The 13,665-nt window shown below is 44.1% G+C and carries 11 protein-coding genes and 1 tRNA gene; 8 read left to right on the top strand and 4 right to left on the bottom strand.

All coding sequences use genetic code 11. From position 1 onward, the window contains the following. Positions 1–145: 145 nt before the first annotated feature. The gene (locus H562_RS0114210) at positions 146–889 is read right to left on the bottom strand and encodes a dienelactone hydrolase family protein (protein ID WP_084466383.1); all 744 of its coding nucleotides are present in this window, start codon (positions 887–889) and stop codon (positions 146–148) included. A gap of 150 nt (positions 890–1,039) precedes the next feature. Here H562_RS0114210 and H562_RS0114205 point away from each other — a divergent pair, with 150 nt between their 5' ends. Further along, positions 1,040–1,399 (top strand): cupin domain-containing protein, encoded by a 360-nt coding sequence (locus H562_RS0114205; protein ID WP_027378102.1) that lies wholly within the window; start codon positions 1,040–1,042, stop codon positions 1,397–1,399. Positions 1,400–1,469: 70 nt separating this feature from the next. Here the strand turns inward: H562_RS0114205 and H562_RS0114200 are convergent, their stop codons facing one another. From H562_RS0114200 to H562_RS0114190, 3 genes are read right to left on the bottom strand one after another with little or no spacing between them, the layout of a single operon-like run. Continuing rightward, positions 1,470–2,081, bottom strand: coding sequence for an HAD family hydrolase (locus H562_RS0114200; protein ID WP_027378101.1), 612 nt, complete (start codon positions 2,079–2,081; stop codon positions 1,470–1,472). After that, the gene (locus H562_RS0114195; protein WP_027378100.1) at positions 2,082–3,392 is read right to left on the bottom strand and encodes a Na+/H+ antiporter NhaC family protein; all 1,311 of its coding nucleotides are present in this window, start codon (positions 3,390–3,392) and stop codon (positions 2,082–2,084) included. 9 nt (positions 3,393–3,401) lie between these two features. Next, the gene (locus H562_RS0114190; RefSeq protein WP_027378099.1) at positions 3,402–3,836 is read right to left on the bottom strand and encodes a type I restriction enzyme HsdR N-terminal domain-containing protein; all 435 of its coding nucleotides are present in this window, start codon (positions 3,834–3,836) and stop codon (positions 3,402–3,404) included. 2 nt (positions 3,837–3,838) lie between these two features. On the opposite strand from H562_RS0114190, the gene holA reads away from it, so the two are divergent. From holA to ligD, 7 genes are all read left to right on the top strand, one after another. Continuing rightward, complete coding sequence (gene holA / locus H562_RS0114185) at positions 3,839–4,876, top strand: DNA polymerase III subunit delta (protein ID WP_027378098.1); 1,038 nt, start codon at positions 3,839–3,841, stop codon at positions 4,874–4,876. A 150-nt stretch (positions 4,877–5,026) separates the two neighbouring features. Then, a complete protein-coding gene (gene trxB, locus H562_RS0114180; protein WP_027378097.1) occupies positions 5,027–5,968 on the top strand; it encodes a thioredoxin-disulfide reductase in 942 nt (313 codons plus the stop codon). A 103-nt stretch (positions 5,969–6,071) separates the two neighbouring features. Then, on the top strand, positions 6,072–6,440 hold the full coding sequence (gene crcB / locus H562_RS0114175; RefSeq protein WP_034691220.1) for a fluoride efflux transporter CrcB: 369 nt from the start codon (positions 6,072–6,074) through the stop codon (positions 6,438–6,440). Positions 6,441–6,549: 109 nt separating this feature from the next. Further along, positions 6,550–6,634, top strand: a tRNA-Ser gene (locus H562_RS0114170). A gap of 113 nt (positions 6,635–6,747) precedes the next feature. Beyond that, the gene (locus H562_RS0114165) at positions 6,748–7,830 is read left to right on the top strand and encodes a transporter substrate-binding domain-containing protein (RefSeq protein ID WP_034691219.1); all 1,083 of its coding nucleotides are present in this window, start codon (positions 6,748–6,750) and stop codon (positions 7,828–7,830) included. A 294-nt stretch (positions 7,831–8,124) separates the two neighbouring features. Next, positions 8,125–10,662, top strand: coding sequence for an excinuclease ABC subunit UvrA (gene uvrA / locus H562_RS0114160; RefSeq protein WP_051190526.1), 2,538 nt, complete (start codon positions 8,125–8,127; stop codon positions 10,660–10,662). Between the two features lie 252 nt (positions 10,663–10,914). After that, complete coding sequence (gene ligD / locus H562_RS0114155; protein WP_027378093.1) at positions 10,915–13,620, top strand: DNA ligase D; 2,706 nt, start codon at positions 10,915–10,917, stop codon at positions 13,618–13,620. Positions 13,621–13,665 lie beyond the last annotated feature (45 nt).

Here is a 13,665-nt window from a genome sequence, read left to right as displayed (position 1 = left end):
ACAATTTATAACCGATGAGCAGTTTAAATATCGCGCGGGTTTTGGGGGATGTTAGAATTACATTATTATTTTAAGCCGGAGTTTCCAACCTTGTCCGAGGCGGCGGATTGGTTCTTTATTTCAGGACAAAAGAACAAGAGAAGAATTATTTCAAGACCTCCTTCAAAAACATCAGCGTATGATTCCAGGCTCTTTTCGCCATTACCTCATTATAATCCGGCGATTCGGGGTTGGTAAAAGTATGTTTTGAGTTGGCATACGTTATAATTTGCCAGTCCGTTTTTCCTTCTTTCAACTCGGTGACGAGATTGGAATAATCAGCAGCGGTTACACTTTCGTCATCGGCTGGATTTTCTACCAGTACTTTTGTTTTAATACCTGTGTTTTTCCGGCCCTGATCTTTCGCCAATCCGCCATGAATGGAAATAATTCCCGCCACCGACATGTTTGCGCGAGCAGTTTCGAGAGCGCCGGTTCCGCCAAAACAATAGCCGATTACTGCGATTTTCTGTGGATTAGCGCCGCTCTTTTTAAGCTGCTCCAGTGCCAAGGCGATTCTTTTCTGGTAGGCCTCATAGTTTTCTTTATAATATCCCGCCAGTTTGGCCGCTGAAGCATTGTCCGCAGGAATATTACCTTCGCCGTAAATGTCGGCAATAAAAGCAATGTAGCCGGCTTCCTGCAGGTTTGCTGCTGCAGTTCTTGCTTCAGTGTCAATACCTTTCCATGCAGGCAGGATCAGTACGCCGGGAAGTTTTTGTCCCGCGTTGGAAGTGACGAGACCGTTGAGTTTCTGGGCACCTTCATTATAAGAAACTGGTGTAAGTTTTTGGCTGAATAAATTGCTTGTGCCCATAAGAGTTGCTGTGACTAAAAGATTTCGGATCATAATCGTGTTGTTTAAAGGTTAAATTTACAGATAAAACGCAGGATATTTGGCCTTAAGTTCATAGATTTTCCAAATGATATTCATCCACCGTGCTTTGTTTTTCAGCCGTGATTAAATTTGTAATTTTGATTTACCGCTAAAAATTCAGTTATGCCAAAATATAAAATTCAAAAATCACCGTTCACCGTACCTACAACCGACGGGAAACTCATTGAGGAGATCTGGGGAAATTCTACCGGAAACTCACAGATTTCAATTGCACACATGGTGGCGCTGCCGAACTGGAGCGAACCTTTTCAGACGCCCGACTTCGATGAATTTACGTATATCATTAAGGGAAAAAAACAGTTTGAGATCGATGGCGAAACCGTCGTTTTAGAAACCGGTCAAAGCATTCTCATCCAAAAAGGTGCCCGGGTGCGCTACAGCAATCCATTTGCAGAACCCTGCGATTATATGGCCATTTGTCTGCCGGCTTTTTCAATGGATCTGGTGAACAGGGAAGAGTAAGCCCGTTTTTCTGGTTTTCCTTTACTTTAACGATCAGGAAATCTACGTTCTCCTGAATCTTGCGTGCCGACTAAAATTCTATTCCAAGATTCTTTAGTTCAGTTCCTAGATCAGTGTTTTCTTTTATGTGAATGCAGATAAATCCCAGTTTTTCCGCAGTTTCAATATTCTTTTGGTTGTCATCGATAAAAACAGATTCTTCGGCTTTTATTTGATATCGGGTCAAAAGCAGTTCCCAAATTTCGCGGTTTGGCTTAATGAGCTTTTCGGTGCCTGAAACCACAATCTTTCCTTTAAAGATTTTAAAAAAGTCGTAATTGCTGAGCGCATGTGGAAAAGTTTCCGCCGACCAGTTCGTCAGACCGAAAAGTTGGTAACCCGAGTTTTCGAGCTTACGCAGGACTTTTACATTATGCGGAATATCAGTTTTCAGCATGGCTGTCCAGTTGTCATAATATGCACGGATCTCGTTTTCCCATTCCGGGTGCTTCGCTATTTGAATTTCTGTACCTTCGGCGAGACTTCTGCCGCGGTCCTGTTCCGCATTCCATTCATCGGTGGCGATATTTCCGAGAAAATATTCCATCTTTTCATCATTCTTAAAATAATCTTTATAGAAGTAACGCGGATTCCAATCCATCACTACACCGCCAAAATCGAAAATAATATTTTTTATTGCCATTTAATTGTTATTAACAGTATTTGCCCGCGCTTTTTTACCAAATAACAAGGAGATCAGCGTCACGGCTAACAGAAGATGCAGATAAAATGCATTCTGCACCAGATCGACATAACCGATTTTGAAGTGACTCAGCGAAATTAAAAGCAGGATCTGCGCGCCGTACGGAATAATTCCCTGCACGTAACACGCAAAAATATCAAGTATAGAAGCGCTTTCCTGGGGTTTTAAACTATACTTGTGGGTAATCTCTCTCGCGACTTTGCCGGATATCAATATTGCAATTGTATTGTTTGCCACACAAAAGTTGGCCACCGTCACCAATCCACCAATGCCAAGTAAGGCAGATCTTTTTGATTTAATGACTTTACTGATGTTCCTTAACAGAAAACTGATGCCGCCGGCTTTTTCTACTAATGCCGCCAAACCCCCTGTGAGAAGTGAGAGCAGAAATATTTCCGTCATCTCAGTAAAACCTTCATAAGTGTTAAGTGCAAAATCCATCAGGCCAAAAGTTCCCGTAGCAACACCCAAAATCCCGGCAAAAAGTAAGCCCGAAAACAGCACTATAAAAACATTAATCCCAATAATAGAAAGTGCGATAACGAGTAAATAGGGAAGAATCAGCAGAAGGTTGAATTCATTTTTTTCAGGAACCACGGCAGATGTATCCGCCGTAAAACCGATATAAAGTAAAATGATGACAGCAATAAGTGCCGCGGGTAAAGCGAGGCGGAAATTGGCTTTAAACTTATCCTTCATCTCGCAGCCCAAACTTTGCGTTGCTGCAATTGTAGTATCGGAAATGACCGAAAGGTTGTCGCCAAACATAGCGCCGGACAGCAAAGCAGCGCCCATTAATCCGAGCGGCGAACCACTTTTTTCTGCCAGGTCTATCACGATCGGTCCCAAAGTTACAATAGAACCCACGGAAGTTCCCGACGCAAAAGAAAGGAAAGAGGCAATTACAAAAACGCCCACGGGGAAATACGCGGCAGAAATATAATTCAGACCTAAATTTACAATGGTATCTACACTTCCCGTCGCTTTAGAGACTGTGGCGAAGGCTCCTGCGAGAAGGTATATGATGCACATAGTCAGTATTTTACCGTCACCACAACCTTTAAGGAAAGTGTCGGTCTTCTGGTTAATGGAACCTTTTAAAAATACAAATGCAGATACAATTCCGATCAGTGCGGCAATCGGCGAGGGTAGTGCATAGAAATCAGCGGTATAAATCCCAAAACCCAGAAAAACACCCACAAAACAAAGCAGAGGTAAAACCGAAATGATAGAGCCTTCGTTTTTTATCATGCCGCAAAATTACGCTTCAAAAGGTAAAAAAGCATATTGCTCCCCGTTAAACTTCGCAAAAATATGCTGCAAACCGTTGCTCAGAATTATTTCTCCTGCACCCAACACAGAGTTATACCGCGCGGTCTGCTCAAAGGTTTTTTCGCTGAGCTTTATGTGTGGCGCTTTGCATTCGACCAGAATTACAGGCACAGTTTTTTCGGTGACAATGAGATCGATGCGTTTCGTGGTTCCGTTCAGGATCAGTTTTTTTTCGAGGATAAGTGACGAAAGATTGCGGCCCTGTTTGATGTGGTAAAAGTGTACCCAGTGCTGCCTTACCCATTCTTCGGGCGTGAGTTGCAGCCACGCTTTGCGGACCAGGTCATAAATAAAAAACTTATCTTTGTCTCTCCTGATTTGGAAATCAAACCGGTCCTCAAAATTAAGTTTCGGAAGCTGCATTTATGAAAGAATTAGATTTAATCCTCAAAAATATTAAAAATAAAGAGCTTTTACCTATTTATTTTTTTCATGGTGAAGAACCGTATTTTATGGATGTTGCTTTAAAGTCTTTTGAAAATGACTATCTGTCTGAAGATGAGAAAGCATTTAATCAAACTATGGTTTACGGGAAAGATACGACCTACAGTGAAGTTCTTTCCCTTGCGCGGCAGTTCCCCATGATGGGCGACATGCAGGTCATTATTTTAAAGGAAGCGCAGGAAATAAAACTCACTGAAAAAGAAGCAGAAGCTTTGAAGGTTTACGCGGAAAATCCTGTAGAATCTACGCTTTTGGTCATCGCGCACAAGTATAAGAAAATTGATTCGCGCAAGAGTTTCGCAAAAACACTTTTTAAAAACAAAATGCTTTTCCTGACGGAGAAAATCAAAGAAAATGCAATCGCACCCTGGATCGATAAAGAGTTGAAGCGCCTCGGTCTGCAAAGTAAACCCCATATTTCTACCTTACTGTCGCAATATCTGGGCTCCGATCTTTCCCGTATTTCCAATGAACTTCAAAAACTGAAGATCATCCTGAAAGATGGTGAACTCCTTGACGAAAAAATGATCGAAATGCATATCGGGATCAGCAAGGACTTCAATATTTTCGAACTTACCAAAGCTGTGGCCAGAAAAGATGCGGAAAATGCTTTCCGTGTAGCATATTATTTAGGTAAAAATCCCAAACAGAATCCTTTTGAAATGATCATGGGGAATTTCTACAGCTTTTTTTCAAATCTGATCATGTATCATACGATGGCGGGTAAAAATCCGCAGCTGATTCAGCAGGAACTGGGGCTAAACTATTATCAGAATATTGATGCTGCCGCAGCTGTCAGAAAATATTCGCTCAAACATGCGACCAGAATCATTTCTATACTGCGCGAAATGGACCTGAAAAAGAAAGGACTTGGCGCGGTGAATATGTCTGATGGTGAACTGCTGAAAGAAATGGTATATAAAATCCTGCACGTGGATCAATATAAGGTGAAGCTGTAGAGGTTTTAAGAAGTAATTGTCAAAAAAACAAATTGCAGTAAATTTCCGAAATACCGCGATTGACAAATTTAATCGGCCAAAACTTCGCCACCTTAAAATAAATCCCGATTTTTGAGGCCTTAAACTGAAAATCAACCTCAACCTTATTTAATGGAAGAAAATATTTTAGAATGTGTGATCGTGGGTTCGGGACCGTCTGGCTTTACGGCGGCAATTTACGCTGCCCGTGCGGATCTGAAACCTGTACTTTATACGGGCCTTGAACCCGGCGGACAGTTGACTACGACTACAGAAGTCGATAATTTTCCCGGTTATCCGGAAGGAATCACCGGGCCGGAAATGATGATGGACCTGCAAAAACAGGCTGAACGTTTCGAGACCAAAGTACTTTATGAAATGATCACCAAAGCTGAGTTTTCGCAGGAAGTAGGCGGTGTGCACAAGCTCTGGGCGGGTAATAAAGAAATTTTAGCTAAATCTGTCATTATTTCAACCGGCGCAACTGCCAAGTATTTAGGGTTGGATGATGAGAAAAAATATTCCGGTGGAGGCGTGTCGGCATGTGCGACCTGCGACGGTTTTTTCTATAAAGGGAAAGACGTGGTTGTGGTAGGAGCCGGTGATACCGCGGCAGAGGAGGCAACTTATCTCGCGAAACTCACCAATAAAGTAACACTTCTTGTACGGAAAGATCACTTCCGCGCTTCGAAAGCAATGATGCACCGCGTAAACACCACGCCGAATATTGAAGTGAGATTCAATCACGAACTGATCGGTATTGAAGGCGAAAATTCGTTGGTTGAGAGAGCGGTTGTTATTAATAACCTTACGCAGGAAAAGTCTACCATCGCTGTTCACGGAATTTTTATCGCCATTGGACATAAGCCCAACACGGATATTTTTAAAGGTCAGATCACGCTGGATGAAAACGGCTATATTGTGACCGAACCCGGTACCACGCGCACCAATCTTCCGGGCGTATTTGCCGCCGGCGACGTGCAGGATCATATTTACAGACAGGCGATTACTGCAGCGGGGAGTGGCTGTATGGCTGCCATGGATGCAGAGAAATATCTGGCGGAACTGGATTAGTTTAAAATATATTTTGAATGTTCAATGTTTAATAAAACATTTTTGACAACCTAAATATTTCTGATATTCCCTTGAAAATTAATAACAGAATTTACAGTTTTTAATGATAAAAAATCTGTTCTACATATTTCTGGGCGGTGGTGCGGGCAGCGTTCTGCGTTTCCTGGTCTCCAATTATACCCAGAAGTTGGCGAATGTTCAAAATTTCCCGCTGGGAACTTTTGTGGTGAATATTATAGGTTGTTTCCTGATCGGATGGTTAACATCTTATTATCTTCGGGCCGATAATTATTTTCGCTTTCTTTTGATCACCGGATTTTGTGGCGGTTTTACCACCTTTTCAACATTTTCTGCAGAAAACCTTTCGCTATGGCAGGCCGGCAATTACGGCATGCTGTTTTTGTACGTATTTCTAAGCATTATTGTAGGTTTTGCGGCGGTTTATGTGGGTTTGCAGATGGCAAAGAATTAATTTACGGCTGATTGTGAAGCGGTTAAATTATTTTTGCAAATATTATTTGGTCAGTGTAGAAAAGCTTTTTATATTTGCACCACTGAAAAATGAGAGATCATTTTTCTAAGGAGGAATGGCAGAGTGGTCGATTGCGGCAGTCTTGAAAACTGTTGACTGTAACAGGTCCTGGGGTTCGAATCCCTATTCCTCCGCTAATATCCCCAACCGAAAGGTTTGGGGATTTTTTATTTGTGACTTTTTGCACTTACGGGCGGTTTTTATTTTTTTATTAAATTGAGGCGCAGTTAATTTTAAAATATTCCCGATGCGCCATATTCTTTGTTTTGTTATATTTTCCGTTTGTCTTCCCACTTTAATCAAAGCACAGAAACTGCCCTCAACAGATACCCTCACCGTCGGCATCGCAGGAACTGCGCCCTTCGTGATTATGGAGAAAGGAAATCCGCAGCCACAGGGAATTTCGCCTGCTCTTTGGAATGCTATTGCCCAGGACCTGAACTGGAATTATAATTACCACACGTATGACAATGTCAATCTCGCACTCGATGGCCTGAAAAGAGGCGAGGTGGATATGGTTGCAGGACCGGTCACCATTAACTCTCAAAGATTGCAGAACTTCCGGTTTTCGCAGCCTTTTTACCAGTCAAGCTTGGCAATCGCCTATAAAAAGGGAGAGTTCAGCGTCTGGAGCATGATAAAACTGCTGTTCAGTATTAAGTTGCTCCTGGCAGTCGGCATTTTTTTAGTCATCCTCACCATTGTAGGAACTTTGTTGTGGTTTGCTGAGCGAAAGGAATCTCCGGAACAGTTTCCTGCGGAACCCGCAAAAGGAATCGGCACCGGCATGTGGCTCGCCATCGTGACCATGAGCACCACAGGATATGGCGACAAAGCGCCCGTTACGTTACTTGGACGAATCATCGCAGGAACGTGGATGATTGTGTCCATCATTTCGGCAACGTCGATGGTGGCCGGCATAGCGAGTGTGCTTACACTTTCTAATTTTCAGTCTGTAGACGTGCAGAATATTGAACAGCTCAAGGGTAAAAAAGTCGCCACTGTAGCAGGATCGCCCGCGGTTGATTTTTTAAGGGAATATGGCCTTACCCGCAAATCGGCTGAAAATCTTTCCAAAGCTATGGAGATGCTGCACGATGGTCAAGTTGACGCGGTGGTTTATGACCGGCCCCAATTAATGTACTACCTGCAAAATCACCCAAAAGAAGATTTTAGAATCGCCGCCGCCGAATATTATAAACAGGGCTACGGTTTTGCTTTTCCGAAAGAAAGTAAACTGACCTATGATGTGAACCGCACTCTGCTTGAACTGGCGGAGCAGGGTGAAAGTTCAAAAATAATTGAAAATTATATAGGAAAGGAAAATTAGCCGACAACAAAAGAATCACGCTCCGGTAAATTTGCAGAAGGAAATACTGGCCTTTAGATTGATTAAAATTGCTGAGTTTACTTTTTAATGGACCTAAGTTTATATCAAAGTTTTTTTAACATCACTACTGTTTTGAATTCAGATTAAGAAGTAGAATCGCCTTGTTTTTCTTTAATAATTTCCATATTCACAGGCTGTATTTATTAATGTATATGACTTTTTAGGGCTTTCTGCTACTGTTTCCCGTACCGCATTGTTTGCGATGGAAGGCATCATTTTTGCACATTTTGCTGCATGCAGAAAAAGACTTATAATTCCCCGATATCAAACGGTTTTATTCGTGTTAAAGGCGCACGCGAAAACAACCTGAAAAATGTTAGCCTGGAAATTCCACGTGACGCGCTGGTAGTTTTTACCGGCGTTTCAGGTTCCGGAAAATCATCATTGGCTTTCGGGACTTTGTATGCAGAAGCCCAGCGGCGTTATCTGGAATCGGTTTCACCTTACGCACGGCGGCTTTTTCATCAGATGCCCATTCCGCTTGTGGATGATATTGAAGGTCTGCCTCCTGCGGTCGCACTGCAACAGCAACGTGGTTCTTCTACTACAAGATCTTCGGTAGGTTCAGTAACCACTTTATCGAATTTGTTGCGCATGCTTTATTCGCGGGCCGGCAATTATCCCGTAGGTCAACCGCTGTTGTATGCGGAATCTTTCTCTCCAAACACACCCGAAGGAGCCTGTCCCCACTGTCACGGGTTAGGGCGGGTTTATGAAGTGACGGAGGCAAGCATGGTGCCCGATGATTCACTTACTATTCGAGAGCGCGCAATAGCAGCCTGGCCCACCGCCTGGCAGGGGCAGAACCTCCGCGATATTTTAACGACTCTTGGTTACGATGTAGATGTGCCATGGAAGGACCTTCCTAAAAAAGAGCGCGACTGGATCCTCTTTACCGACGAAAAACCTCAGGTGCCGGTATATGCTGGTTTCAACCGCGAGCAGGTACAAAGAGCCATTAAAAGAAAGATGGAACCCAGTTATATGGGAACTTTCACGGGTGCCAGGAAATATGTACTTCATACTTTTGCCCATACACAAAGTGCGCTGATGAAAAAGCGCGTATCAAAATATATGCTCAGCAGCGAATGTCCGGTCTGTCACGGTAAAAGGTTGCGGCAGGAATCACTGTCGGTCACCTTTGCGGGATTTGACATTGCCGAAATGTCACAGCTGCCGCTTAAAAGGCTTAGTGCGGTTTTTTTGCCATACAGCAACGGAACTGCTCCCGAACTGAAGAAACTGGGAAAAAACCACGAAGAGAAAGTCATTGTAGCACAGCGCATCGCCGAAGATCTTATGGCGCGGCTCTCGGTGTTACTGGAACTCGGTTTAGGATATCTCTCGCTTGACAGGACTACACCTACACTTTCGCCTGGCGAGCACCAGCGACTTCGCCTTGCCACACAGGTCCGGAGCAATCTTTTTGGTGTCGTTTATGTTTTAGATGAACCTTCGGCGGGACTTCATCCTGCTGATACCGAAGCTTTGCTGACTGCACTTGATGGTTTAAAGGCGGCAGGGAATTCCCTTTTTGTGGTAGAGCACGAGCTCGATGTTATTCGCCATGCCGACTGGATCGTGGATGTTGGTCCGGCTGCGGGAGAAGGTGGAGGTAAAATTCTGTACAGTGGGCCGCCTGCAGGTTTACAAGAGATAAAAGCTTCCCGCACGCGCGAGCATCTTTTTAATAATAAAGAGTTATCCCGACGGGAGGCGCGCAGACCGAATGCATGGCTGCGTTTAAGTCACGTAACACATAATAATATTCAGGACCTTAACGTAGATTTTCCGCTTGGTGTACTTACGAGCGTCACCGGTGTTTCCGGCTCCGGCAAAAGCACGTTAATAAGCCAGGTCCTTGTAGATCTGGTTGCTGAACATCTGGGAAACGTACCGGCTGAAGAAACTGAAACCGAGGACCTTTTGGCTCAGGAAAATACGCCCGCACCGCAAGGAGAAATTACCGAAGGTGCCGAACATATTAAGAGGTTGGTTCAGGTGGATCAAAAGCCCATCGGGCGAACACCAAGGTCGAACCTGGCGACTTACACCGGCCTTTTCGATAACGTGCGGAAAATTTTCGCTTCCACAAAACTGGCGAAAAGCAGAAAATACGATGCCGGCAGATTTTCTTTTAATGTCGGTAAGGGGCGTTGCCCGAATTGTGAAGGGCAGGGTTTTGTGATGGTGGAATTGCTTTTCCTGCCGAGCGTATACGCGCCGTGCCCTGTCTGTGGCGGGTCGCGTTACAATGCAAAAACGCTGGAAGTCACCTACAACGGAAAAAACATCGCAGATGTCCTGGCAATGACCGTGGCAGAAGCCGCGGAATTTTTTCGGGAAGATGTAGCAGTTTTCCGTGCGTTAACTGTTTTACTCGAGGTAGGTTTAGGCTATCTGCGCCTTGGCCAACCTGCTACAGAACTCTCAGGTGGTGAGGCACAACGGATCAAACTGGCTACAGAACTGCAACGCCTCAGCCGTGGAAATACACTTTTTATTCTGGATGAACCTACCACCGGTCTGCATCCTTTTGATGTGGAAAAGTTGGTTTTGCAACTTGAAAAGCTGGTTGATGCAGGTAATACTGTTGTTGTAGTTGAACATGATATGCAGGTAATCGCCGGCAGCGACTGGGTAATCGACATCGGACCGGGCGCCGGCGATGAAGGCGGCAGGATCGTTGCAGCAGGTATTCCGGAAACAGTTGCCAAAAATAAAGAAAGCAAAACCGCGAAATATCTGCAGCGGACTTTGTCGGGTTCCTGAACGGGAAAAGTTTCAAAGATGGAATGCAAAGCTTTAAATATTAATACCCGCTCATCAGTTTAGCTGAAATCATTAACAATAAAAAACATTGATTACCAGAAAAAGTGCGGCAAAATAACTTTAGATATCCCAACCGCGAATAAATGCCCCGCTCGGTGCAGTTTTTGTAAGCAAATATTTGGATACTAAAGCGGCCGTCAATGGTTTGAGGATATGGTGGCAGGACTTTTCGTTTCATTAAAATCATCAGTTATGGCATTAGAAAAATACCGTGAGAAAAGAGCAGAAGATAAAACGCCGGAACCTTTTGGCGGAAAGCCTTCAGGAAAAGAATTAAGATTTGTGGTTCAGAAGCACGACGCCTCGCATCTGCATTACGATTTCCGGCTGGAGATGGATGGCGTGCTGAAAAGTTGGGCAGTTCCGAAAGGGCCTTCAATGGATCCCGATGTAAAGCGTCTGGCGATGATGGTAGAAGATCATCCGTACGACTACAGGACTTTTGAAGGTATTATTCCGAAAGGCCAGTACGGTGGCGGTACAGTGATTGTGTGGGATGAAGGGGTTTATGAACCTGCCGAATTGCCGGAAGAAACCCTGAAAAAGCAGGAAAAAGAACTTCTCCATCAGTTGCACGCCGGTAAACTGAAATTTAAAATGAACGGCCAAAAACTGAAAGGCGAATTTGCCCTTGTTAAAGTGCACGGGCGCGGTGAAAACGGCTGGCTGCTGATGAAACTCGATGATGAATTTGCAACCTCAAAAGATATTACCAAAGAAGATGGATCGGTGATTTCCCATAAAACCATCAAAGAGATGGAAGCTGATCCGGATGAAGTGTACGGCCAAAAATCATCAAAAAAATCATCAAAAAAAGATCCGGATAAGCGTAAAGAAAAATTAACGGTGAAATCTGAAACTAAAAGTGAAACAGAACAGTCGGAAGCCCCACAATATTCAAAAGCGGATATTGATGCTTTACTGAAAAAATGCCCCAAACAGAAATTTTATAGCAGTGTAGATCCCATGCTTGCCACGTTGGTCACTGAACCTTTCGAAAGCGATGAATGGATATATGAAGTGAAATGGGACGGTTACCGCGCGGTGGCTTTTATGAATAATGGTGACGTATCGCTGAAGTCCCGGAACGATAAAAGCTTCAACGAAAAATTTTATCCTGTGTACAATGCGCTTAGCAAATCAGAACTCAATGCGGTACTTGACGGCGAAGTGGTTGTAGTGGGAACGAGCGGGAAATCGGATTTCGGCGGTCTGCAAAACTGGCGAAGCGAAGCCGACGGTGATCTTGTATATTATGTTTTTGATATACTTTGGTACGATGGTTATGATTTAAAGTCGCTCACCTTAATGGAGCGGAAAGCCATCCTGGAAAATATATTGCCCGAAAGCGAAAGTGTAGTTCTCAGTCAGGTTTTTGATACGTCGGGAATTGAGTTTTTGAAAGCCGCCAAGAAAATGGACCTGGAAGGCATCATGGCAAAACGCAAAGACAGCACCTATCATATAAAAAACAGGACCAGAGAATGGCTGAAGATCAAAGCCAACAAAAGACAGGAAGTCGTCATCGGAGGATATACCAAAAATGAAGGAACCAGCAAACTCTTCAGCAGCCTGCTGTTGGGCGTTTACGAAGGAAAAAAACTGGTCCATACCGGCAAAGTCGGCACAGGATTCAATGCGAAGGATCAGAAGGAAATGATGGAACTGTTTGCACCGCTTGTTACAAAAAAACCACCTTTCTCAGAAGAACCCGATGTGAATAAACCTTCGCGTTTCCGTCCGGATCCACCGCACGCAACAGTCACCTGGCTGAAACCTGAGCTGCTCTGCGAAGTAAGTTTTACCGAACTCACTTCCGATGGGATTATGCGCCACCCGTCTTTCCAGGGAATGCGCACCGATAAAAATGCTAAAAAAGTAGTACTCGAAAAAGAAGTTCCGGTGGAAGATGTTCTTGCTGCCGATGAGCAACCCGTAAAATCCCGCACCAAAGCCGGCCGGAAAACGCTTTTAAACCCCAAAGACAAAACCCAGGTACGCAAGGTCAACGGCCACGAACTGAAATTTACGAATCTCGACAAAATCTTCTGGCCCGGCGAAAAAATTACCAAGCGCGACTTCATTAATTATTATTACCAGGTGGCTCCGTACATTCTGCCTTATTTAAAGGACCGGCCACAAAGTATGAACCGTTTTCCCGATGGGATCGAGGGCGAAGGTTTTTATTACAAAGATGTGACAGGCAAAGCGCCCGACTGGTTAGAAACCTACCTTTACACCAGCGATACGGATAAGCGTGACCGCAAATATCTTGTGGGTAAAGATGAAGCCACACTCTTGTATATGGCCAATCTTGCGTGTATTGAGATGAATCCATGGAGCAGTACGGTGAAAAAACCGGACCATCCGACTTTCTGTATTATTGATCTTGATCCGGATCAAAATTCCTTCGACCAGGTGATCGAAACGGCGCAGGTGACCAAACAGCTCCTGGACAGTATGGGCGTGCCGTCTTATTGTAAAACCAGCGGTTCCACGGGACTTCATATCTATATTCCACTAGGTAATAAATATACTTACGAGCAGTCCAAAGAATTTGCGCGCGTAATCGTAACGCTTGTGCAGAAAGAATTACCGAAGATCACCTCGATTGAGCGCATAATTAAGAACCGCGGAGGCAAAATGTATCTCGATTTTCTGCAGAACCGGCCACATGCGACGATCGCGGCGGCATATTCGGTGCGGCCAAAACCTGGTGCCACAGTATCGATGCCGCTCCATTGGGACGAAGTGAAAAAAGGACTCAAGATGAGCGATTTCACCATTCACAATGCATTGGAACGGATTAAAAGTGAGGGCGACATCTTCAAGCCGGTGCTTGGAAAAGGTATTGACATGAAAAAGGTGATCGGAAAATTCTCTGAAAATGAGGAGTGATCGATAACCAGAGTTAATAATTAAGAATTAAAAATTAATAATTAA

The sequence above is a fragment of the Kaistella palustris DSM 21579 genome (genome assembly GCF_000422265.1).
In the GTDB taxonomy this organism is placed as follows: Bacteria; Bacteroidota; Bacteroidia; order Flavobacteriales; family Weeksellaceae; genus Kaistella; species Kaistella palustris.
The sequence above is the reverse complement of the archived record's forward strand: the minus strand, read 5'-3'. Positions and strand labels throughout refer to the sequence as shown.

Bases quoted from the DNA above. Each gene is read 5' to 3' on its own strand.
- H562_RS0114210 (WP_084466383.1), bottom strand. From the start codon at position 889: ATGATCCGAAATCTTTTAGTCACAGCAACTCTTATGGGCACAAGCAAT.
- H562_RS0114205 (WP_027378102.1), top strand. From the start codon at position 1,040: ATGCCAAAATATAAAATTCAAAAATCACCGTTCACCGTACCTACAACC.
- H562_RS0114200 (WP_027378101.1), bottom strand. From the start codon at position 2,081: ATGGCAATAAAAAATATTATTTTCGATTTTGGCGGTGTAGTGATGGAT.
- H562_RS0114195 (WP_027378100.1), bottom strand. From the start codon at position 3,392: ATGATAAAAAACGAAGGCTCTATCATTTCGGTTTTACCTCTGCTTTGT.
- H562_RS0114190 (WP_027378099.1), bottom strand. From the start codon at position 3,836: ATGCAGCTTCCGAAACTTAATTTTGAGGACCGGTTTGATTTCCAAATC.
- holA (WP_027378098.1), top strand. From the start codon at position 3,839: ATGAAAGAATTAGATTTAATCCTCAAAAATATTAAAAATAAAGAGCTT.
- trxB (WP_027378097.1), top strand. From the start codon at position 5,027: ATGGAAGAAAATATTTTAGAATGTGTGATCGTGGGTTCGGGACCGTCT.
- crcB (WP_034691220.1), top strand. From the start codon at position 6,072: ATGATAAAAAATCTGTTCTACATATTTCTGGGCGGTGGTGCGGGCAGC.
- H562_RS0114165 (WP_034691219.1), top strand. From the start codon at position 6,748: ATGCGCCATATTCTTTGTTTTGTTATATTTTCCGTTTGTCTTCCCACT.
- uvrA (WP_051190526.1), top strand. From the start codon at position 8,125: ATGCAGAAAAAGACTTATAATTCCCCGATATCAAACGGTTTTATTCGT.
- ligD (WP_027378093.1), top strand. From the start codon at position 10,915: ATGGCATTAGAAAAATACCGTGAGAAAAGAGCAGAAGATAAAACGCCG.